Below are 20,616 nucleotides of genomic sequence, written 5' to 3' on the forward strand. Positions count from 1 at the left end.
AGTGTGGCACGAGTGCCCCGCCCGGGTCACCGGTTCGGCCGCGCGCAAGCCGTCCAGCGACGCGGGCCGTCCAGCCACGCGGGCCGCTCAAGGACACACGGGTTCAGCGACGTACCGACGCGGCGCCCCGCGCGGCGGAAACCGGAAAGTCGAAGTACGTGTCGGGGAAGGCCTCCGGCGCGTACGTGAAGTGCCACCACTCCTGCGGCAGGTTGACGAAACCCCGCGCGGCGAGCGCCCGACCCAACAACTCCCGGTGGGCCCGCGCCGGCCCGACCACCCGAGGATCGGCCGTATGGGAGAGCGGATCGAAGAAGTCGAAGACCGTCCCCATGTCGAGCGCCCGGCCGTCCCGCAGCGCGACCAGCGTCACGTCCAGCGTGCTGCCCCGGCTGTGCCCCGACTTCGGCGCGATGTACCCCTCGGGGATCAGCCTGCTCTTGTCGACGCGCGGATAGAACTCCGCCTTCGTCGCCTCGTCCCCGGCGTCGCCCGCCCACCGCACGAACGCGTCGACCGCCCGCTGCGGCCGGTAGCAGTCGTAGACCAGCAGCCCGTACCCGAGCCGCGACAGATCCCGCTGCGCCCGCCGCAGCGCCTCGGCCGCGGGCCGGGCGAGCAGACAGACGGGCTCGTCGTAACCGACCACCGGCCGGCCGGTGAAGTTCCGCGCCGACGCGTACCGCACGTCCTGCGCGATGGTCGGATCGACATCCGCCAGCGCCACGAAACCGGCCGGCGCCGACCCGCCGAGCAACACCCACGACAAGGCCACGACGGCCGACATCCTCATTCCCCTTGGCATACCATCGCCGGATGCCGGGACACCTGAGGGACTCGCACTGCTCCACCTGCGGAGCCCTGTTCGACACCACCGACTGGCCCCGCACGTGCACCGCCTGCGGAACCACCGCCTACCGCAACCCGCTCCCCGTGGCCGTCGCCCTCCTCCCCGTCGAGGACGAGCAGGGCACCGGCCTCGTGGTCGTCACCCGCACCATCGAACCGGCACTCGGCGAGGTCGCCCTGCCCGGCGGCTTCATCGACTTCGCCGAGGCGTGGCAGGACGCGGTCGTACGGGAACTCCAGGAGGAGACGGGCATCGAGGAACCCGCCTCGGGAGTGGTCCTGGCCGACGCCCTCAGCTCGTCGGCAGGACACCTGCTCCTCTTCGGCCTCCTCCCGACCCGCCCGGCGGACTCCCTCCCGCCCTCCGCGCCGACCGACGAGACGGACGGCTGGCACCTCCTGCGGGCCCCGGCGGAACTGGCCTTCCCCCTCCACACCCGGGCGGTCGGCGCCTGGTTCGCCGGCCAGTACGCCTGAGAACCCCCAGCCCTTGCCCCCGCCCCGGCGGACCTTCGACGGCGGGTCCTAGAGCCCCCGTACCACCACCCCCTCGACCGGCCCGCCCGCCTCGTCCTCCACCACCACCGACTCCCCGACCCACCGGACGGAGTACCGCTCCACCTCCCCCGGCTCGAAGCCCGGCCCCGGATCGCGCACCACCACCCCGCCACCGGTCCGCCCCCGCGCCGGAGCCCACACCTCCAGCGCCACCGCGCCGTCCACCCCGCGCACCGGCAGCAACGACCCCGCCCGGGCCAGCACCGGCGTCCGCCCGAGCGGGGCGTCCAGCAACACCTGGCCCGGGCCCTCGTGCGCCGCCCCCGTGGCCGTGTCGTACCACCGCCCCCGCGGCAGCCGCACCGCCCGCCGGTCCGCCCCGCACTCCAGCACCGGCGCCACCAGCAGCGCGTCCCCCAACAAGAACGCGTCCTCACAGTCACGCAGCCGCCGGTCCTCCGGCGCCCCCCACCACAGCGGCCGCACGTACGGAGCACCCGTCCGCCGCGCCAGGTGGGCCAACGTTACGAAGTAGGGCCGCAGCCGCTCCCGCTCCGCCAACACCGCCCGCGCCGCCTCCTCAACCCTCGGACCGAACTCCCAAGGCTCCCGCCGGCCCGCCCATATCGCCGCGTGCGTACGGAACAGCGGCAGGAACGCCCCCAGCTCGAACCACCGCAGGAACAGCTCCGGCGACGGCGACCCCCCGAAACCCCCCACATCCGGGCCCGAATACGGCACTCCGCACAGGCCCAGCCCCAGCACCAGCGCGAGGGAGGCCCGCATCCCCTCCCAACTGGTCTCCACATCGCCGGACCACGAGCCCCCGTACCGCTGCATGCCCGCCCACCCCGACCGGGAGAACAGGAACGGACGCTCCGCCGGCCGAAGCCGCAGCAGCCCCTCCCAGCCGGCCCGCGCCATGCCCAACGCGTACACGTTGTGCGCGGCCCGGTGATCCCCGCCCGCCCCCTCCAGCACGTGCCGCGCCGAACGAGGAAGCGTCGCGTCACCGAACGCCGCGAACGCGACCGGCTCGTTCATGTCGTGCCAGAAACCGGCGAAGCCCTGCGCGAGGCGCTCCTCGTACAGACCGCCCCACCACTCCCGCACCGCCGGATCGGTGAAGTCCGGATACGCGCACTCACCCGGCCACACCTCACCCCGCACCTCCCGCCCCCGCGCGTCGCGTACGAACGCCCCCCGCTCCCCGACCGCCAGCCCGGCGGTGTGCAGGGGGTCGCCAGCCTTCACCGCCGGATCGACGATCGACACCAGTCGCACCCCGTCCGCCGCCAACTCCGCCGCCAGGCCGGGCAGGTCAGGGAACCGCTCCCGGTCCACCGTGAACACCCGGTGCCCGTCGTAGTGGTCGATGTCCAGGTGCAGCGCAGCCAGGGGGAGCCCCCGCGACGCGTACCCCGCCACCACCCGCCGCACCTCCGCCTCGCTGCCGAACCCCCAGCGCGCGTGCTGGTAGCCCAGCGCCCACTGCGGGGGCACGGCCGCCGCCCCCGTCAGCCCCGACCAGCCCTGCGACACCCGGGCCGGCGTCCCCACCAGCACCCAGCAGCGCAACGGCCCGCCCTCCGCGCGCAGCTCCGAGCTCCCGGGCCGGTCCGCCCCCGAGCCCGCCCCCTCCTCACCCTCGCGCAGCAACACCTGGCCGTCCCAGGTGTTGTCGTGGAACATCAGGTGCGTCCCCGCGTCCGCGACCACCCACTGCACCGGCATCGTCAGGTACAGCGGATCGTCACCGGGCCCGAAACCACCCTTCGGGTCGGTGTTCCACAACCGGTACGAGCCGTCCCGCAGCCGCGGCCCCGCGGCCCGACCGCCCAACCCGAAGAACCGCGCGTCCGCCGGCACCTCCCCCCGCACCCGCCACCGCGCCCCGCCACGGCCCGGTTCCACCGGCTCCCACCAGCGCGGCGGTGACTCCCGGCGCAGCACCATCCCGCCCGGTGTGCGCACCTCCACCGCCCCCTGCCGGGACACCGCCACCGTCACCCGCTCCGACACCACCCGCCAGCCGCCCCCCGTGTCCGGTTCCAGCACGGCCCGCGAATCCGGCTCCGGGCCGTCGCCCACCACCGCGTACGAGGGCGAGGGCCGCGCCCCGTCCCATCCCCAGAACACCGCCCCGCCCACCGTCACCCGCACCAGCAGCTCCGAGCGCGCGAAGCGCAGCACACCCCCGCCCGGCCTGGGCTCCGTACCCGTCAGTAGTCCCGGCACCCGCGCCCGCTCCGCGCCCCGGCGCGCCGGCCCCTCGGCGTCCGCGCGCCGTCGCCGCCACGCCGCGAGCCAAGTACGCCGTCCGCGCGCCGTACCGATCTCCCACACCCCACGCACCAGATCACGACCGTCCATGGCGCTCACCCTGCCACCGCCCCCCGGCCGAGCGGGCTGCGTTCAGCTTCCGTTCACCCGCCGACCGGACCGGGCGGACGATCACACCACCGCAGGGGGCGGCTCTGGTGCGGATGTCGATCACATGGCATCGTCCCTGTGAGCCGCCGCGCGCCACCGAACGGGCGATGGCAACGTACGCACACGAAGCGCGAACCACACAGTCGACCGGGAGCCGACCCATGACCTCAGCCACCCCGCCGGAACCCCTCTGGACCCCGGGCCCCGAACGGATCGCCGCGGCCCGGATCACCGCATTCCAGGCATGGGCCGCCGAGCACCACGGCGCCCCCGCCGAAGGCGGCTACCCCGCCCTCCACAGTTGGTCCGTCGACGAACTCGACACCTTCTGGCAGGCCGTCGCCGAGTGGTTCGACGTCCGCTTCTCCACCCCCTACGAGTCGGTCCTCGCCGACCGCTCCATGCCGGGCGCCCGCTGGTTCACCGGCGCCACCCTCAACTACGCCGAGCACGCCCTGCGCACGGCCGAAGACCCGGCCCGGGCCCAGGACCCGGCACTGCTGTGCGTCGACGAGACCCACCGGCCCGTCCCCGTGACCTGGGCCGAGCTCCGCCGCCAGGTGGGATCGCTGGCCGCCGAGCTGCGCGCCCTCGGGGTACGCCCCGGCGACCGGGTCAGCGGGTACCTGCCCAACATCGCCGAAGCCGCGGTGGCGCTCCTCGCGACCGCCGCCGTCGGCGGCGTGTGGACCTCCTGTGCCCCCGACTTCGGCGCCCGCAGCGTCCTCGACCGCTTCCAGCAGGTCGAGCCCGTCGTCCTGTTCACCGTCGACGGCTACCGCTACGGCGGCAAGGAGCACGACCGCCGCGAGACCGTCGCCGAACTGCGCGCCGAGTTGCCCTCCCTGCGCGCCGTCGTCCACATCCCGCTGCTCGGCACGCCGACCCCCGAGGGCGCCCTCGCCTGGCCGGAGCTGGTCGAGGCCGACGTGGAGCCGGTCTTCGAGCAGGTCCCCTTCGACCACCCGCTCTGGGTCCTCTACTCCTCCGGCACCACCGGCCTGCCCAAGGCGATCGTCCAGTCCCAGGGCGGCATCCTCCTCGAACACCTCAAGCAGCTCGGCCTCCACAGCGACCTCGGACCGCAGGACCGGTTCTTCTGGTTCACCTCCACCGGCTGGATGATGTGGAACCTCCTCGTCTCCGGTCTGCTCACCGGGACGACGGTCGTCCTCTACGACGGCAGCCCCGGCCACCCCGACACCGGAGCCCAGTGGCGCATCGCCGAGCTGACCGGGGCCACCTTGTACGGGACCTCGGCCGCGTACGTCATGGCCTGCCGCAAGGCGGAGGTCCACCCCGCGCGCGACTACGACCTGTCCGCCGTGAAGTGCGTCGCCACGACCGGCTCGCCGCTGCCGCCCGACGGCTTCCGCTGGCTGCACGACGAGGTCGCCGAAGACCTTTGGATCGCCTCGGTCAGCGGCGGCACCGACGTCTGCAGCTGCTTCGCGGGCGCCGTGGCCACCCTCCCCGTCCACATCGGGGAACTCCAGGCCCCCTCGCTCGGCACGGACCTCCAGTCATGGGACCCGTCCGGCAAGCCGCTCATCGGGGAGGTGGGCGAACTCGTCGTCACCAACCCCATGCCGTCCATGCCGATCCACTTCTGGAACGACCCCGACGGCAGCCGCTACCGCGAGAGCTACTTCGAGATGTTCCCCGGCGCCTGGCGGCACGGTGACTGGATCACGATCACCGACCGGGGCTCGGTGATCATCCACGGCCGCTCCGACTCCACGCTCAACCGGCAGGGCGTCCGGATGGGCTCCGCCGACATCTACGAAGCCGTCGAGCGCCTCCCGGAGATCAAGGAATCCCTCGTCATCGGCCTGGAGGAGCCGAACGGCGGCTACTGGATGCCGCTGTTCGTCCACCTCGCCCCCGGGGCCGCCCTCGACGACGACCTCCGCGCGCGGATCAAGGCGACGATCCGCGAGGAGCTTTCGCCGCGCCACGTACCCGACGAGATCATCGAGATCCCGGCCGTGCCGCACACCCTCACCGGCAAGCGCATCGAGGTCCCCGTCAAGCGCCTCCTCCAGGGCACCCCGATGGACAAGGCGGTCAACATCGGCTCGGTGGACCGCCCCGAACTCCTGGCCTTCTACGAGGAGCTGGGCCGCGGCCGAAGGTGACTGTCAGTGGCCGCGACTACTCTGAGTGAGCAATTCGTTGCGACACCCAGGGGGAGCCATGCCACACACGAACGCCACCGGCGACAGCACCACCGTCGACACCACAGGTACCACCAGCGCCACTGACACCACGCCCACCCGCGCGGGAGCGACCGGCGCCCGCGCCGACCGCCGAACGCTGCGCCGCCGACTGCGCCGCGAAGTCCCCAGCACCCTCGGTCTCCTGGCCGACGCCGGGGACTTCGCGGCCATGCGCCGATACGGCAGCTTCCCCTTCGACGCCCACTGCGGCTACGCCGACTACCTCGGACACGTCGAGGCCCTGCTCCGCTCCCTCGCGGCGCGGGGCGTCCACACCACCGTCGCCCTCTTCGATCCCGAGGACTACGTCGACTACTGCGCGGATCACGGCCTCGACGCCGACACGGCCGAGGCCCGGACCCGCTTCACCGCCGAACTCGCCGGAGCCGGCCTCACCTACAAGGGGCAGCCCGTCGCGGAACTCCTCCCGCTCCTGCTCGACGAGGCCGTACGGCAGGCCACCTGGGAGTACGCCACCACCCTCCTCGCCGGCGTCGGCACCTGCGCGGATTGCGGCGAGGACATCGGCCAGGCCTCCTTCGAACGCGCCACCGGCGCGCTCAAACGCCTCGTCGACGGAGCCGGCCCCGGCCACCACCACCTCGTCTGCAGCGTGCCCACCGACACCGAACAGCTCGTCGCCGTCCTGCACGCCGAGGCGCCCGGAGCAGATTCCCGGCCCCGGATCGAGGGCCGGGAAGGAATGGACTTCGTGACCGTCCTGGCCGCGGGCATCGCCCTCGGGGGCGCCGGAGGACTCGTGCTCCGCACCACGTCGGAGGACTCCCCGGACCGGGTCCACGGCTGGCGTCTCGACCGCGGCCGCCTGGTCGCCCTCTCCGCGGCGGCCGTCTTCAACGCCTACTGCACCGACGCCGACACCGGTGAACCCGTCGCCCCCGAGCCAGGGGTGGAGTACTGCCCCGGCTACGAGGTGGACGATCCGGACCCCCACCACTGAACGCGGACCCCACCGCGGAGCCCCGGGCGCCGATCTGTGCGGGAAACGGTCGAGGGGCCCTCGCCACCGGCGAAGACCCCTCGACCCGACCTGCCGCGAACCGCTCCTACTCGCCCGAGAGGACCGCCTGCGCGGCGACCCGCGCCTCCTCGGCAGTGTCGGCCGCACGCGCCGCGGCCGCGGCACGCTCGCACTGCGCCAACGTGTGCTTGGCCAGCGTCGCCCGCACGTAGGGAATGGAGGCGGCGCCCATCGAAAGGGAGGTGACACCCAGACCCGTCAACACGCACGCCAACAGCGGATCGGCAGCGGCCTCACCGCAGACGCCACAGCTCTTGCCCTCCGCCTTGGCGGCCTCGGCGGACATGGCGATCAGGTCCAGCAGCGCCGGCTGCCACGGATCCTGGAGCCGCGAGACCGCGCCCACCTGACGGTCCGCGGCGAAGGCGTACTGCGCGAGGTCGTTCGTTCCCAGCGACAGGAACTCGACCTCCTGCAGGATCGAGCGCGCCCGCAGCGCGGCGGAGGGGATCTCCACCATCGCCCCGAACTTCGCCCGCAGCCCCGCCTCGCGGCAGGCGTCCGCGAAAGCCCTGGCGTCGATCCGGTCCGCCACCATCGGAGCCATGACCTCCAGGTAGACCGGTAGACCCTCGGCCGCCTTGGCCAGCGCCGAGAGCTGCGTACGCAGCACCTCCGGGTGGTCGAGCAGGGTCCGCAGACCGCGCACGCCCAGAGCCGGGTTCGGCTCGTCGCCCGGCGTCAGGAAGTCCAGCGGCTTGTCGGCGCCCGCGTCCAGTACCCGTACGACGACCCGGCCCTCGGGGAAGGCCTCCAGTACCTTGCGGTACGACTCGACCTGCTTCTCCTCGGACGGTGCCTTCTTGCTGTCGTCCAGGAAGAGGAACTCGGTGCGGAACAGGCCCACACCCTCCGCCCCCGCCTCGACGGCCGCCGGCACGTCCGCCGGACCGCCCACGTTCGCCAACAGCGGCACCTTGTGCCCGTCGGAAGTGGCCCCCGGACCGGAAGACGCAGCGAGCGCCGCCTTCCGCTCGGAGGCCGCGGCCTCCAGCTCGCCGCGCTTTTGGTCCGACGGGTTCACGAACAGGTCGCCCGTGCTGCCGTCGACCGCGATGAGCGTGCCCTCGGCGATCTCACAGGCCCCCGACAGCGCGACGATCGCAGGCACGCCCAGAGCCCGCGCGAGGATCGCACTGTGGCTGGTCGGGCCGCCCTCCTCGGTCACGAAACCCAGAACGAGCGCGGGGTCGAGCAGCGCGGTGTCGGCGGGCGCCAAGTCCCGCGCGATCAGTACGTACGGCTCGTCGCTGTCCGGCACACCCGGCATCGGCACGCCCAGCAGGCGCGCCACGATGCGGTTGCGCACGTCGTCCAGGTCGGCCACCCGCCCCGCCATGTACTCCCCGGCGCCGGCGAGCAGGTCGCGGTAGGAGGCGAACGCGTCGTAGATCCCACGCTCAGCGGTGCTCCCGACGGCGATCCGCCGGTCCACGTCCGCCATCAGCTCGGGATCCGTGGCGATCATCGCCTGGGCCTCCAGCACGTGCTGGGCCTCGCCACCGGCCAGATGGCCGCGCGCCATGAGGTCGGCCGCCACGGCCTCCACGGCCTTGCGGGCGCGCCCCTGCTCGCGCTCCGCCTCGTCCGCGGTGATCTGCTTGGCCGGCGGTTCGAGGACCGCCGTACCCATGTGCCGCACCTCGCCGATCGCCACACCGTGGCTCACGCCGACGCCTCGCAGCGTTGTCTCCATTTCACCCGTCTCCGATTGAGCGGCGGGCCAGGCCGGCCGCGGTGGATGTCCGACGCCCTCGCGGGCGGTGCGTCACTGCCAGCTGAAGAGGACGTCGTCGGCCTTCACGTCCCCGGACTCGACGACACCCGCGAGGGACGCCGCGGAGGCCTCCAGCGCGACGACGGGACAGATGGGCGACTTCCCGGCGGCCTCGACCGACGCGGGGTTCCAGCGGATGACGGCCTGGCCGCGAGTGACGTTGTCGCCCTTGTTGACGAGCAGCTCGAAGCCCTCGCCGTTGAGCTGCACGGTGTCGATCCCGAGGTGAGTGAGCACGCCGTGCCCCTCGCCGTCGACGACGACGTACGCGTGCGGGTGCAGGGAGACGACCACACCGTCCACGGGCGCCACCGCCTCCGATGCCTCACGCACGGGATCGATAGCGGTGCCGGGTCCCACCATCGCGCCGGAGAACACCGGATCGGGCACTGCCGCGAGTCCGATGGCACGCCCGGCAAGTGGGGACGTCACGCTGGTCATGGAGGGCCTCCCAGAGGTGGGGCTTCTTCGAGTCGCCGTCACAATCTGTCAGGACGGCCTACTTTGAGAAGGGTAAGTCATGAGATGTCCCGGTTCTGCACGAAATGGAGCCCACCCGTAGGGGGGCTCGGACGTGCTGCCGCGACACCAACGTAGTGGACTAGACCATAGCCTGGATCGATTTGCCTGGGCACTGCCGCCCCTGTACTGTCGTGAGTCCCGCCAGGAGGTGTCGCGTGAACATCTCGCGAACCACCGATGGACGGGAACCCCCCCTCTGAAGTATTGATCTTGAGCTCCATCCTCTTCGTATGCCTTTCGGCAGAACGGCGAGTGGTCGGAGAGCCGGAAAAGCACTGATAGAGTCGGTCTCGCCGGAAAGGGAAACGCGAAAGCGGAGAACTGGAAAGCGAACCCCGCTTCGACCGGGAATCGGACACGAGAGAGTCTGATAGAGTCGGAAACGCAAGACCAAAACGAAGAACAAAGGAAGCGCCCGGAGGAAAACCCGCGAGGGTGAGTACGAAGGAAGCGTCCGTTCCTTGAGAACTCAACAGCGTGCCAAAAATCAACGCCAGAAGTTGATACCCCGTCCATTTCGGTGGATGAGGTTCCTTTGAAAAAGTCCTGGCCCCGATTCGTTGGGGGCAGGCAATGAACACAGCGAGGACGTTGTGGTCGACCGGTCTTATTCCGACCTTGGTTGACCCGCTCTAAGTGTGTGTTTCACCCGATTACGGGTAAACATTCATGGAGAGTTTGATCCTGGCTCAGGACGAACGCTGGCGGCGTGCTTAACACATGCAAGTCGAACGATGAAGCCCTTCGGGGTGGATTAGTGGCGAACGGGTGAGTAACACGTGGGCAATCTGCCCTTCACTCTGGGACAAGCCCTGGAAACGGGGTCTAATACCGGATAATACTCCTGCCTGCATGGGCGGGGGTTGAAAGCTCCGGCGGTGAAGGATGAGCCCGCGGCCTATCAGCTTGTTGGTGGGGTAATGGCCCACCAAGGCGACGACGGGTAGCCGGCCTGAGAGGGCGACCGGCCACACTGGGACTGAGACACGGCCCAGACTCCTACGGGAGGCAGCAGTGGGGAATATTGCACAATGGGCGAAAGCCTGATGCAGCGACGCCGCGTGAGGGATGACGGCCTTCGGGTTGTAAACCTCTTTCAGCAGGGAAGAAGCGAAAGTGACGGTACCTGCAGAAGAAGCGCCGGCTAACTACGTGCCAGCAGCCGCGGTAATACGTAGGGCGCAAGCGTTGTCCGGAATTATTGGGCGTAAAGAGCTCGTAGGCGGCTTGTCACGTCGGATGTGAAAGCCCGAGGCTTAACCTCGGGTCTGCATTCGATACGGGCTAGCTAGAGTGTGGTAGGGGAGATCGGAATTCCTGGTGTAGCGGTGAAATGCGCAGATATCAGGAGGAACACCGGTGGCGAAGGCGGATCTCTGGGCCATTACTGACGCTGAGGAGCGAAAGCGTGGGGAGCGAACAGGATTAGATACCCTGGTAGTCCACGCCGTAAACGTTGGGAACTAGGTGTTGGCGACATTCCACGTCGTCGGTGCCGCAGCTAACGCATTAAGTTCCCCGCCTGGGGAGTACGGCCGCAAGGCTAAAACTCAAAGGAATTGACGGGGGCCCGCACAAGCAGCGGAGCATGTGGCTTAATTCGACGCAACGCGAAGAACCTTACCAAGGCTTGACATATACCGGAAAGCATTAGAGATAGTGCCCCCCTTGTGGTCGGTATACAGGTGGTGCATGGCTGTCGTCAGCTCGTGTCGTGAGATGTTGGGTTAAGTCCCGCAACGAGCGCAACCCTTGTCCTGTGTTGCCAGCATGCCCTTCGGGGTGATGGGGACTCACAGGAGACCGCCGGGGTCAACTCGGAGGAAGGTGGGGACGACGTCAAGTCATCATGCCCCTTATGTCTTGGGCTGCACACGTGCTACAATGGCCGGTACAATGAGCTGCGATACCGTGAGGTGGAGCGAATCTCAAAAAGCCGGTCTCAGTTCGGATTGGGGTCTGCAACTCGACCCCATGAAGTCGGAGTTGCTAGTAATCGCAGATCAGCATTGCTGCGGTGAATACGTTCCCGGGCCTTGTACACACCGCCCGTCACGTCACGAAAGTCGGTAACACCCGAAGCCGGTGGCCCAACCCGTAAGGGAGGGAGCTGTCGAAGGTGGGACTGGCGATTGGGACGAAGTCGTAACAAGGTAGCCGTACCGGAAGGTGCGGCTGGATCACCTCCTTTCTAAGGAGCACAGTACCGATTGCAGACAAATGTTCTGCACGGTCAGCTCATGGGTGGAACGTTGATTAGTTGGCACCGGATGGTCTGATGGTTCTCGAGTACTGCTTCGGCGTGGAAAGAGGAGACGGAAGGTCTTCGGTGCTTGGCACGTTGTTGGGTGTCTGAGGGTACGGCCGTATGGCTGTCCTTCTGCGATGCCGGCCCCAGTGAACTTGTGCTTCGGTGCAGGGTGATGGGTGGCTGGTCGTTGCTTGAGAACTACACAGTGGACGCGAGCATCTGTGGCCAAGTTTTTAAGGGCGCACGGTGGATGCCTTGGCACCAGGAACCGATGAAGGACGTGAGAGGCCGCGATAGGCCCCGGGGAGCTGCCAACTGAGCTTTGATCCGGGGGTGTCCGAATGGGGAAACCCGGCAGTCGTCATGGGCTGTCACCCACTGCTGAACACATAGGCAGTGTGGAGGGAACGAGGGGAAGTGAAACATCTCAGTACCCTCAGGAAGAGAAAACAACCGTGATTCCGGGAGTAGTGGCGAGCGAAACCGGATGAGGCCAAACCGTATGCGTGTGATACCCGGCAGGGGTTGCGCATGCGGGGTTGTGGGAATTCTTTTGATCGGTCTGCCGGCCGGTCGGCGAGTCAGAAACCGTTGATGTAGTCGAAGGACATGCGAAAGGTCCGGCGTAGAGGGTAAGACCCCCGTAGACGAAACATCAGCGGCTTGCTTAAGAATCTCCCAAGTAGCACGGGGCCCGAGAAATCCCGTGTGAATCTGGCGGGACCACCCGCTAAGCCTAAATATTCCCTGGTGACCGATAGCGGATAGTACCGTGAGGGAATGGTGAAAAGTACCGCGGGAGCGGAGTGAAATAGTACCTGAAACCGTGTGCCTACAAGCCGTGGGAGCGTCGCCGTTGTTCTTCGGAACAACGGTCGTGACTGCGTGCCTTTTGAAGAATGAGCCTGCGAGTTAGCGGTGTGTAGCGAGGTTAACCCGTGTGGGGAAGCCGTAGCGAAAGCGAGTCCGAATAGGGCGATTGAGTTGCACGCTCTAGACCCGAAGCGGAGTGATCTAGCCATGGGCAGGTTGAAGCGGAGGTAAGACTTCGTGGAGGACCGAACCCACCAGGGTTGAAAACCTGGGGGATGACCTGTGGTTAGGGGTGAAAGGCCAATCAAACTCCGTGATAGCTGGTTCTCCCCGAAATGCATTTAGGTGCAGCGTCGTGTGTTTCTTGCCGGAGGTAGAGCACTGGATAGGCGATGGGCCCTACCGGGTTACTGACCTTAGCCAAACTCCGAATGCCGGTAAGTGAGAGCACGGCAGTGAGACTGTGGGGGATAAGCTCCATGGTCGAGAGGGAAACAGCCCAGAGCATCGACTAAGGCCCCCAAGCGTACGCTAAGTGGGAAAGGATGTGGAGTCGCAGAGACAACCAGGAGGTTGGCTTAGAAGCAGCCACCCTTGAAAGAGTGCGTAATAGCTCACTGGTCAAGTGATTCCGCGCCGACAATGTAGCGGGGCTCAAGCGTACCGCCGAAGTCGTGTCATTGCAGCAATAAGCCCCAACGGGTGTTGTGATGGGTAGGGGAGCGTCGTGTGCCGGGTGAAGCAGCAGCGGAAGCTAGTTGTGGACGGTTCACGAGTGAGAATGCAGGCATGAGTAGCGATACACACGTGAGAAACGTGTGCGCCGATTGACTAAGGGTTCCTGGGTCAAGCTGATCTGCCCAGGGTAAGTCGGGACCTAAGGCGAGGCCGACAGGCGTAGTCGATGGACAACCGGTTGATATTCCGGTACCCGCTTTGAAACGCCCAATATCGAATCAGGCGATGCTAAGTCCGTGAAGCCGTTCCGGACCCTTCGGGGAAAGGAAAGTGGTGGAGCCGACGAACCAGACTTGTAGTAGGTAAGCGATGGGGTGACGCAGGAAGGTAGTCCAGCCCGGGCGGTGGTTGTCCCGGGGTAAGGGTGTAGGCCGAGGGGTAGGCAAATCCGTCCCTCATTAAGGCTGAGACCTGATGCCGAGCCGATTGTGGTGAAGTGGATGATCCTATGCTGTCGAGAAAAGCCTCTAGCGAGTTTCATGGCGGCCCGTACCCTAAACCGACTCAGGTGGTCAGGTAGAGAATACCGAGGCGTTCGGGTGAACTATGGTTAAGGAACTCGGCAAAATGCCCCCGTAACTTCGGGAGAAGGGGGGCCATCACTGGTGAAGGAACTTGCTTCCTGAGCTGGGGGTGGCCGCAGAGACCAGCGAGAAGCGACTGTTTACTAAAAACACAGGTCCGTGCGAAGCCGTAAGGCGATGTATACGGACTGACGCCTGCCCGGTGCTGGAACGTTAAGGGGACCGGTTAGTGCGCTTTCGGGCGTGCGAAGCTGAGAACTTAAGCGCCAGTAAACGGCGGTGGTAACTATAACCATCCTAAGGTAGCGAAATTCCTTGTCGGGTAAGTTCCGACCTGCACGAATGGCGTAACGACTTCTCGACTGTCTCAACCATAGGCCCGGTGAAATTGCACTACGAGTAAAGATGCTCGTTTCGCGCAGCAGGACGGAAAGACCCCGGGACCTTTACTACAGTTTGATATTGGTGTTCGGTTCGGCTTGTGTAGGATAGGTGGGAGACTTTGAAGCCGTGACGCCAGTCATGGTGGAGTCGCCGTTGAAATACCACTCTGGTCGTGCTGGATGTCTAACCTCGGTCCGTGATCCGGATCAGGGACAGTGTCTGATGGGTAGTTTAACTGGGGCGGTTGCCTCCCAAAGGGTAACGGAGGCGCCCAAAGGTTCCCTCAGCCTGGTTGGCAATCAGGTGTTGAGTGTAAGTGCACAAGGGAGCTTGACTGTGAGACCGACGGGTCGAGCAGGGACGAAAGTCGGGACTAGTGATCCGGCGGTGGCTTGTGGAAGCGCCGTCGCTCAACGGATAAAAGGTACCCCGGGGATAACAGGCTGATCTTCCCCAAGAGTCCATATCGACGGGATGGTTTGGCACCTCGATGTCGGCTCGTCGCATCCTGGGGCTGGAGTCGGTCCCAAGGGTTGGGCTGTTCGCCCATTAAAGCGGTACGCGAGCTGGGTTTAGAACGTCGTGAGACAGTTCGGTCCCTATCCGCTGTGCGCGTAGGAATATTGAGAAGGGCTGTCCCTAGTACGAGAGGACCGGGACGGACGAACCTCTGGTGTGCCAGTTGTCCTGCCAAGGGCATGGCTGGTTGGCTACGTTCGGGAGGGATAACCGCTGAAAGCATCTAAGCGGGAAGCCTGCTTCGAGATGAGTATTCCCACCTCCTTGAGAGGGTAAGGCTCCCAGTAGACGACTGGGTTGATAGGCCAGATGTGGAAGCCCGGTAACGGGTGGAGCTGACTGGTACTAATAGGCCGAGGGCTTGTCCTCAGTTGCTCGCGTCCACTGTGTTAGTTCTGAAGTAACGACCGTGTTTTCATCCGGTTGGATATCTTCATAGTGTTTCGGTGGTCATAGCGTTAGGGAAACGCCCGGTTACATTCCGAACCCGGAAGCTAAGCCTTTCAGCGCCGATGGTACTGCAGGGGGGACCCTGTGGGAGAGTAGGACGCCGCCGAACAATCATTGTGGGAAAGCCCCGCACCAGCCCTTACCGGCTCGGTGCGGGGCTTTTCTGCGTTCAAGGCCCATCGAGGTCTCCTGTAGGGTCAGTGTGCATCGTTCGACTAGTTCTACCGTCACAGTGGAGGCCCCCGGGTGGAGGTCCAGGAGACTCGGGTTCAGACTGACCGAATTTTCACCATTCCGAACATCCTGAGCATGGCTCGCCTCGTCGGCGTACCGCTGTTCCTCTGGCTGATCCTGGAGAAGCACGACGGGTGGGCACTTCTTGTCCTCATGCTCAGCGGGATCAGTGATTACCTCGACGGGAAACTGGCGCGCCGCTGGAATCAGATCAGCAATCTCGGTCGGTTGCTGGACCCGGCGGCGGACCGGCTGTACATCCTGACGACGCTCTTCGGCCTGACCTGGCGCGGGATTCTGCCGCTCTGGCTGACCGCCGCCCTGCTGGCCCGTGAGCTGATGCTGCTGGTCATGGTGTGGATCCTGCGTCGGCACGGCTATCCGCCGCCGCAGGTCAACTTCCTGGGCAAGGCCGCGACCTTCAACCTGATGTACGCGTTCCCCTTGCTGCTGCTGAGTGATGGCGACGGCTCGTTGGCCTGGATGGCGTCAGTTTTCGGATGGGCGTTCGCCGGATGGGGTACAACCCTCTATTGGTGGGCAGGAATCCTTTACGTGGTTCAAGTCCGCCGGCTGGTCAAGGCGGATGCCACGGCCGATTGAGCTTGCTCGACGCCGGTACACGCGGAGGAGTTGCGGAGTCGCCGTCCGAGACGGGTGAGGTCGGCTTGACCGTCATCTCTCAAGGAGGACTCTTCCGACATGAAGGCCGTCGTGATGGCCGGTGGCGAAGGCACGCGTCTTCGCCCCATGACCTCGAGCATGCCCAAGCCGCTCCTGCCGGTGGCGAACCGGCCGATCATGGAGCACGTGCTCAGGCTGCTCAAGCGGCATGGGCTCAATGAGACCGTTGTGACCGTTCAGTTCCTGGCGTCGCTCGTCAAGAACTACTTCGGTGATGGCGAGGAGCTCGGGATGGAGCTCACCTATGCCAACGAGGAGAAGCCACTCGGGACCGCCGGCAGCGTGAAGAACGCCGAAGACGCGTTGAAGGACGACACCTTCCTCGTCATCTCCGGCGATGCGCTCACCGACTTCGACCTCACCGATCTGATCCGCTTCCACAAGGAGAAGGGCGGCCTCGTCACGGTCTGTCTGACTCGGGTGCCGAACCCGCTGGAATTCGGCATCACCATCGTGGACGAGGAGGGCAAGGTCGAGCGCTTCCTGGAGAAGCCCACCTGGGGACAGGTCTTCTCGGACACCATCAACACCGGCATCTACGTGATGGAGCCGGAGATCTTCGACTACGTCAAGGCGGACGTCTCGGTCGACTGGTCCGGCGACGTCTTCCCGCAGTTGATGAAGGAAGGCCGGCCGATCTACGGCTACGTGGCCGAGGGCTACTGGGAGGACGTCGGCACGCACGAGAGCTACGTCAAGGCCCAGGCCGACGTGCTCGAAGGCAAGGTCCAGGTCGACATGGACGGCTTCGAGATCTCGCCCGGCGTGTGGATCGCCGAAGGCGCCGAGGTGAGCCCCGACGCCGTGCTCCGCGGGCCGCTGTACGTCGGCGACTACGCGAAGGTCGAGGGCGGTGCCGAGATCCGCGAGCACACGGTCATCGGGTCGAACGTCGTCGTCAAGAGCGGGGCCTTCCTCCACAAGGCCGTGGTGCACGACAACGTGTACGTAGGTCCCCACAGCAATCTGCGCGGCTGCGTGATCGGCAAGAACACCGACATCATGCGGTCCGCCAGGATCGAGGACGGCGCCGTCATCGGTGACGAGTGCCTCGTCGGCGAGGAATCGATCGTCCAGGGGAACGTGCGCGTCTACCCCTTCAAGACGATCGAGGCCGGCGCCTTCGTCAACACCTCCGTCATCTGGGAGTCGCGCGGCCAGGCCCACCTGTTCGGCGCCCGTGGTGTGACCGGCATCCTGAACGTCGAGATCACCCCCGAGCTGGTGGTGCGGCTGGCCGGCGCCTACGCGACGACCCTCAAGAAGGGCGCCACGGTCACCACGGCCCGTGACCACTCCCGTGGTGCGCGAGCGCTCAAGCGTGCCGTGATCTCCGCGCTCCAGGCCAGCGCGATCAATGTGCGGGACCTGGAGAACGTGCCGTTGCCCGTCGCGCGTCAGCAGACCGCGAGAGGCAGCGACGGTGGCATCGTGCTGCGCACCTCGCCAGGGGTGCCGGACTCGGTGGACATCATGTTCCTCGACGAGCGCGGCGCCGACCTCTCCCTCCAGCAGCAGCGCAAGCTGGACCGTGTGTACGCCCGCCAGGAGTACCGGCGCGCGTTCCCCGGTGAGATCGGCGACCTGCAGTTCCCCGGCAGTGTCTTCGACGCCTACACGGGTTCGATGCTCCGTCGGGTGGACATCACCGGCGTCGCCGATTCCGGGCTCAAGGTGGTCGTGGACGCCTCGAACGGCAGCGCGGGCCTCGTCCTCCCCAGCCTGTTGGGCCGGCTCGGGGTGGACGCCCTGACCGTCAATCCCGGGCTCGACGAATCCCGGCCGACGGAGACCCGGGAATCCCGGCGGGCCGGTCTGGTGCGGCTGGGCGAGATCGTGGCCTCCTCCCGGGCGGCGTTCGGTGTGCGCTTCGACCCGGTGGGCGAGCGGATCTCGCTGGTGGACGAGCGTGGGCGGATCATCGAGGATGACCGGGCGCTGCTGGTGCTGCTCGACCTCGTCGCCGCGGAGAAGCGCAGCGGCAAGGTGGCGCTGCCGGTGACCACCACCCGCGTCGCCGAGCAGGTCGCGGCGTACCACGGCACCCAGGTGGAGTGGACGACGACCTCCCCCGACGACCTGACCAGGGTCGGCCGGGCGGAGAGCACCATCTTCGGTGGTGACGGCCGCGGTGGGTTCATCGTTCCGGAGTTCAGCAGCGTGTTCGACGGTTCGGCCGCGTTCGTCCAGTTGATCGGGCTGGTGGCGCGTACGCAGCTCACGCTGAGCCAGATCGACGCGCGCATCCCGCGGGCGCACGTGCTCAAGCGGGACGTCCCGACGCCGTGGGCGGTGAAGGGGCTCGTCATGCGGCGGGTCGTGGAGGCGGCCGGCGACCGGCAGGTGGACACCACCGACGGAGTGCGGGTGGTCGAGGCCGACGGCCGGTGGGCGCTGGTGCTTCCGGACCCGGCGGAGGCGGTCACCCACCTGTGGGCCGAGGGCCCCGACGACGCGTCCGCGCAGGCGCTGCTGGACGAGTGGGCCGCGGTGGTGGACGCCGGCGAACACTGACGGCTGCCGCCCCGGAGATGAGCGTCGTCCGGTGGCCGGGAGAGGGAGGGAAAGCCTCCCGTCCCGGCCGCCGGACGACGCATTGGGTGTCGGCGGGGGCGTCATGCGACGATGAGCGACATGTCGCAGCCGCACAACAACCGGAGTTCGGTCACCCGGCCCGCGCGCCCGGACGCTTCCATGTCGCTGCTGACGCACGTGATGGACCACAGTCTCGACGAGGGCTACGCGGAGGCCTCGGCGCGGCGCGAGGCGGACGGCACCTCCGGGCTCCCGCGCACGCTCAAGGCCAAGCTGGCGCTCGCGGGCGGGCTCGTACTCGCCGCGATGGTGGTCACCCTGGGCGCGGCCCAGGCGCGGGTGGCGGCGCCGGTCCTCGCCAAGGAGCGGCAGGAGCTCATCGACCGCGTGGACCGGGCCAACGCCCACGCGGACGGGCTCGAGGGTGAGATCGAGCGGTTGCGCACGGAGGTCGCCGATCGCCAGCGGGCGGCGCTCAAGCAGGTGGGCGGGGACCAGGGTGGTCCCGTGGCGTTGCTGTCCGGGGCGACCGACGTACGGGGACCCGGCGTGAAGCTGGTGGTGGACGACGCCAAGGGCTCTTCCTCGGGCGGTGGTGGGGGCCCGCGCGAGAGCAAGGGGTTCTCGGACACCGGGCGGCTGCGCGACCGTGACATGCAGAAGATCGTCAATGGCCTCTGGCAATCCGGGGCCGAGGCGATCTCGATCAACGGGCAGCGGTTGACGGCGCTGTCCGCGATCAGGGCCGCCGGTGACGCGATACTGGTCGACAACAGGCCGCTGGTGCCGCCGTACGAGGTGCTCGCAGTGGGCGATCCCAAGCGGCTGGGCACCCGGTTCCAGGACGCGGAGGGCGGCCAGTACCTGCACGTCCTCCAGGAGAGCTACGGGATCCGCTACGCCCTCTCCCCGGTGGACGACCTCCGCCTCCAAGCGGCGTCGAGCCTCACCGTCCGTACAGCCACAGCAGAACAGCCGAAGAAGGGTGCATCGTGATCGCGGTACTGGGCCTCGTGGCCGGAGTGGTGGTCGGACTTCTGGTCCGGCCCGAAGTGCCGGCCGTGGTGGAGCCTTATCTGCCGATCGCCGTGGTGGCGGCGCTCGACGCGGTGTTCGGCGGTCTGCGCGCGATGCTGGACGGCATCTTCGTGGACAAGGTGTTCGTGGTGTCGTTCCTGTCGAACGTGGTGGTGGCCGCGCTGATCGTCTTCCTCGGGGACAAGCTGGGCGTCGGCTCGCAGCTGTCGACCGGTGTGGTCGTCGTGCTCGGCATCCGCATCTTCTCCAACGCGGCGGCCATCCGCCGGCACGTGTTCCGGGCGTGAGGCCGATGAGTACGAATGACACCCCGCCCGAGGAACCGAATGTTCCGGAAATGCCTCTTGGAGAGGGGACGCCGGTTGCAGCCGAGGCCCCGGAGGAGAGTGGCCGCCGGCGACTGGCCGCCGGCCTGTGGCCGCCGCGGCTGAGCCGGGCACAACTGGTGGTCGCGCTGCTGCTGTTCGTGCTGGGGCTCGGTCTGGCCATCCAGGTGCGGTCCAACAGCGACGCCGGAGCCCCGCTGCGCGGTGCGCGCCAGGAGGACCTCGTACGGATCCTCGACGAGCTGGACGGGCGCACCAAGCGGCTGGAGGACGAGAAGCAGAAGCTGGAGGACCAGCGCAAGGAGCTGGAGAGCAGCTCCAACCAGGCGGAGGAGGCGCGCAAGCAGACCGTGGAGAAGGAACGCCAACTGGGCATCCTGGCCGGTACCGTGGCCGCACAGGGCCCGGGCATCACGCTACGGATCACCGACCCCAATGGGCAGGTGCAGTCCGACCAGTTGCTGGACACCCTTCAGGAGCTGCGTGCGGCCGGTGCCGAGGCGATCCAGATCAACGGCGTTCGGGTCGTGGCGAGCTCATTCTTCTCGGACGTGGGAGGTGGGGTCGGGATCGACGGTAAGAAGATCACACAACCCTACGAGTTCAGGGTGATCGGCAAGCCCCAGGACTTGGAGCCCGCGCTCAACATCCCCGGCGGTGTGGTGCAGACGCTGGAGAAGGAGCAGGCCACGGTCTCCGTCACACGGTCGGCGAAGATCGTTGTGGACGCCTTGCGGGCTGCGAAGCAGCCTGACTACGCTCGGTCGTCATCGTCGTGAA

Annotated in this window: 12 protein-coding genes and 3 rRNA genes; 11 read left to right on the forward strand and 4 right to left on the reverse strand. The window is 67.3% G+C overall.

Annotated elements, in window-relative coordinates:
* Positions 1–103 precede the first annotated feature (103 nt).
* Positions 104–787: a M15 family metallopeptidase gene (locus ACV7NM_RS26820; RefSeq protein WP_463412672.1), complete on the reverse strand. Its 684-nt coding sequence runs from the start codon at positions 785–787 to the stop codon at positions 104–106.
* Positions 788–816: 29 nt separating this feature from the next.
* Between ACV7NM_RS26820 and ACV7NM_RS26825 the strand changes: the two genes are divergently transcribed.
* The gene (locus ACV7NM_RS26825; protein ID WP_463412673.1) at positions 817–1,326 is read left to right on the forward strand and encodes an NUDIX domain-containing protein; all 510 of its coding nucleotides are present in this window, start codon (positions 817–819) and stop codon (positions 1,324–1,326) included.
* 48 nt (positions 1,327–1,374) lie between these two features.
* Here the strand turns inward: ACV7NM_RS26825 and ACV7NM_RS26830 are convergent, their stop codons facing one another.
* Positions 1,375–3,720, reverse strand: a complete 2,346-nt coding sequence (locus tag ACV7NM_RS26830; RefSeq protein ID WP_463414080.1) for a glycoside hydrolase family 31 protein — start codon at positions 3,718–3,720, stop codon at positions 1,375–1,377.
* Between the two features lie 221 nt (positions 3,721–3,941).
* On the opposite strand from ACV7NM_RS26830, the gene ACV7NM_RS26835 reads away from it, so the two are divergent.
* On the forward strand, positions 3,942–5,918 hold the full coding sequence (locus ACV7NM_RS26835; protein WP_463412674.1) for an acetoacetate--CoA ligase: 1,977 nt from the start codon (positions 3,942–3,944) through the stop codon (positions 5,916–5,918).
* 58 nt (positions 5,919–5,976) lie between these two features.
* Positions 5,977–6,960, forward strand: a complete 984-nt coding sequence (locus tag ACV7NM_RS26840; RefSeq protein WP_463412675.1) for a hypothetical protein — start codon at positions 5,977–5,979, stop codon at positions 6,958–6,960.
* Between the two features lie 106 nt (positions 6,961–7,066).
* On the opposite strand, the gene ptsP is transcribed toward ACV7NM_RS26840, so the two are convergent.
* Both ptsP and ACV7NM_RS26850 read right to left on the reverse strand, forming a co-directional pair.
* A complete protein-coding gene (gene ptsP, locus ACV7NM_RS26845; RefSeq protein WP_463412676.1) occupies positions 7,067–8,737 on the reverse strand; it encodes a phosphoenolpyruvate--protein phosphotransferase in 1,671 nt (556 codons plus the stop codon).
* Positions 8,738–8,809: 72 nt separating this feature from the next.
* Positions 8,810–9,259 carry a PTS sugar transporter subunit IIA gene (locus ACV7NM_RS26850; RefSeq protein ID WP_463412677.1) on the reverse strand — a complete coding sequence of 150 codons (450 nt, stop codon included), beginning with the start codon at positions 9,257–9,259 and terminating at the stop codon, positions 8,810–8,812.
* A gap of 747 nt (positions 9,260–10,006) precedes the next feature.
* Here ACV7NM_RS26850 and ACV7NM_RS26855 point away from each other — a divergent pair.
* From ACV7NM_RS26855 to ACV7NM_RS26890, 8 genes are all read left to right on the forward strand, one after another.
* Positions 10,007–11,531 (forward strand): 16S ribosomal RNA (locus ACV7NM_RS26855).
* A 283-nt stretch (positions 11,532–11,814) separates the two neighbouring features.
* A 23S ribosomal RNA gene (locus tag ACV7NM_RS26860) occupies positions 11,815–14,938 on the forward strand.
* A gap of 73 nt (positions 14,939–15,011) precedes the next feature.
* Positions 15,012–15,128 (forward strand): 5S ribosomal RNA (rrf, locus tag ACV7NM_RS26865).
* Together the 16S, 23S and 5S rRNA genes form the textbook arrangement of a ribosomal RNA operon.
* Positions 15,129–15,265: 137 nt before the next feature.
* Complete coding sequence (locus ACV7NM_RS26870; RefSeq protein WP_463412678.1) at positions 15,266–15,856, forward strand: CDP-alcohol phosphatidyltransferase family protein; 591 nt, start codon at positions 15,266–15,268, stop codon at positions 15,854–15,856.
* 99 nt (positions 15,857–15,955) lie between these two features.
* Positions 15,956–18,451, forward strand: coding sequence for a sugar phosphate nucleotidyltransferase (locus ACV7NM_RS26875; protein WP_463412679.1), 2,496 nt, complete (start codon positions 15,956–15,958; stop codon positions 18,449–18,451).
* Positions 18,452–18,562: 111 nt separating this feature from the next.
* Positions 18,563–19,468: a DUF881 domain-containing protein gene (locus ACV7NM_RS26880; protein WP_463412680.1), complete on the forward strand. Its 906-nt coding sequence runs from the start codon at positions 18,563–18,565 to the stop codon at positions 19,466–19,468.
* Positions 19,465–19,797: a small basic family protein gene (locus ACV7NM_RS26885; RefSeq protein ID WP_030158423.1), complete on the forward strand. Its 333-nt coding sequence runs from the start codon at positions 19,465–19,467 to the stop codon at positions 19,795–19,797. The genes ACV7NM_RS26880 and ACV7NM_RS26885 overlap by 4 nt, the downstream gene beginning before the upstream one ends.
* 50 nt (positions 19,798–19,847) lie before the next feature.
* Positions 19,848–20,615: a DUF881 domain-containing protein gene (locus ACV7NM_RS26890; RefSeq protein ID WP_463412681.1), complete on the forward strand. Its 768-nt coding sequence runs from the start codon at positions 19,848–19,850 to the stop codon at positions 20,613–20,615.
* The last annotated feature ends 1 nt before the right edge of the window (position 20,616 follow it).

The organism is Streptomyces sp. Tek67B01, assembly GCF_055231995.1.

Bases quoted from the DNA above. Each gene is read 5' to 3' on its own strand.
- ACV7NM_RS26820 (WP_463412672.1), bottom strand. From the start codon at position 787: ATGTCGGCCGTCGTGGCCTTGTCGTGGGTGTTGCTCGGCGGGTCGGCG.
- ACV7NM_RS26825 (WP_463412673.1), top strand. From the start codon at position 817: ATGCCGGGACACCTGAGGGACTCGCACTGCTCCACCTGCGGAGCCCTG.
- ACV7NM_RS26830 (WP_463414080.1), bottom strand. From the start codon at position 3,720: ATGGACGGTCGTGATCTGGTGCGTGGGGTGTGGGAGATCGGTACGGCG.
- ACV7NM_RS26835 (WP_463412674.1), top strand. From the start codon at position 3,942: ATGACCTCAGCCACCCCGCCGGAACCCCTCTGGACCCCGGGCCCCGAA.
- ACV7NM_RS26840 (WP_463412675.1), top strand. From the start codon at position 5,977: ATGCCACACACGAACGCCACCGGCGACAGCACCACCGTCGACACCACA.
- ptsP (WP_463412676.1), bottom strand. From the start codon at position 8,737: ATGGAGACAACGCTGCGAGGCGTCGGCGTGAGCCACGGTGTGGCGATC.
- ACV7NM_RS26850 (WP_463412677.1), bottom strand. From the start codon at position 9,259: ATGACCAGCGTGACGTCCCCACTTGCCGGGCGTGCCATCGGACTCGCG.
- ACV7NM_RS26875 (WP_463412679.1), top strand. From the start codon at position 15,956: ATGAAGGCCGTCGTGATGGCCGGTGGCGAAGGCACGCGTCTTCGCCCC.
- ACV7NM_RS26880 (WP_463412680.1), top strand. From the start codon at position 18,563: ATGAGCGACATGTCGCAGCCGCACAACAACCGGAGTTCGGTCACCCGG.
- ACV7NM_RS26890 (WP_463412681.1), top strand. From the start codon at position 19,848: ATGCCTCTTGGAGAGGGGACGCCGGTTGCAGCCGAGGCCCCGGAGGAG.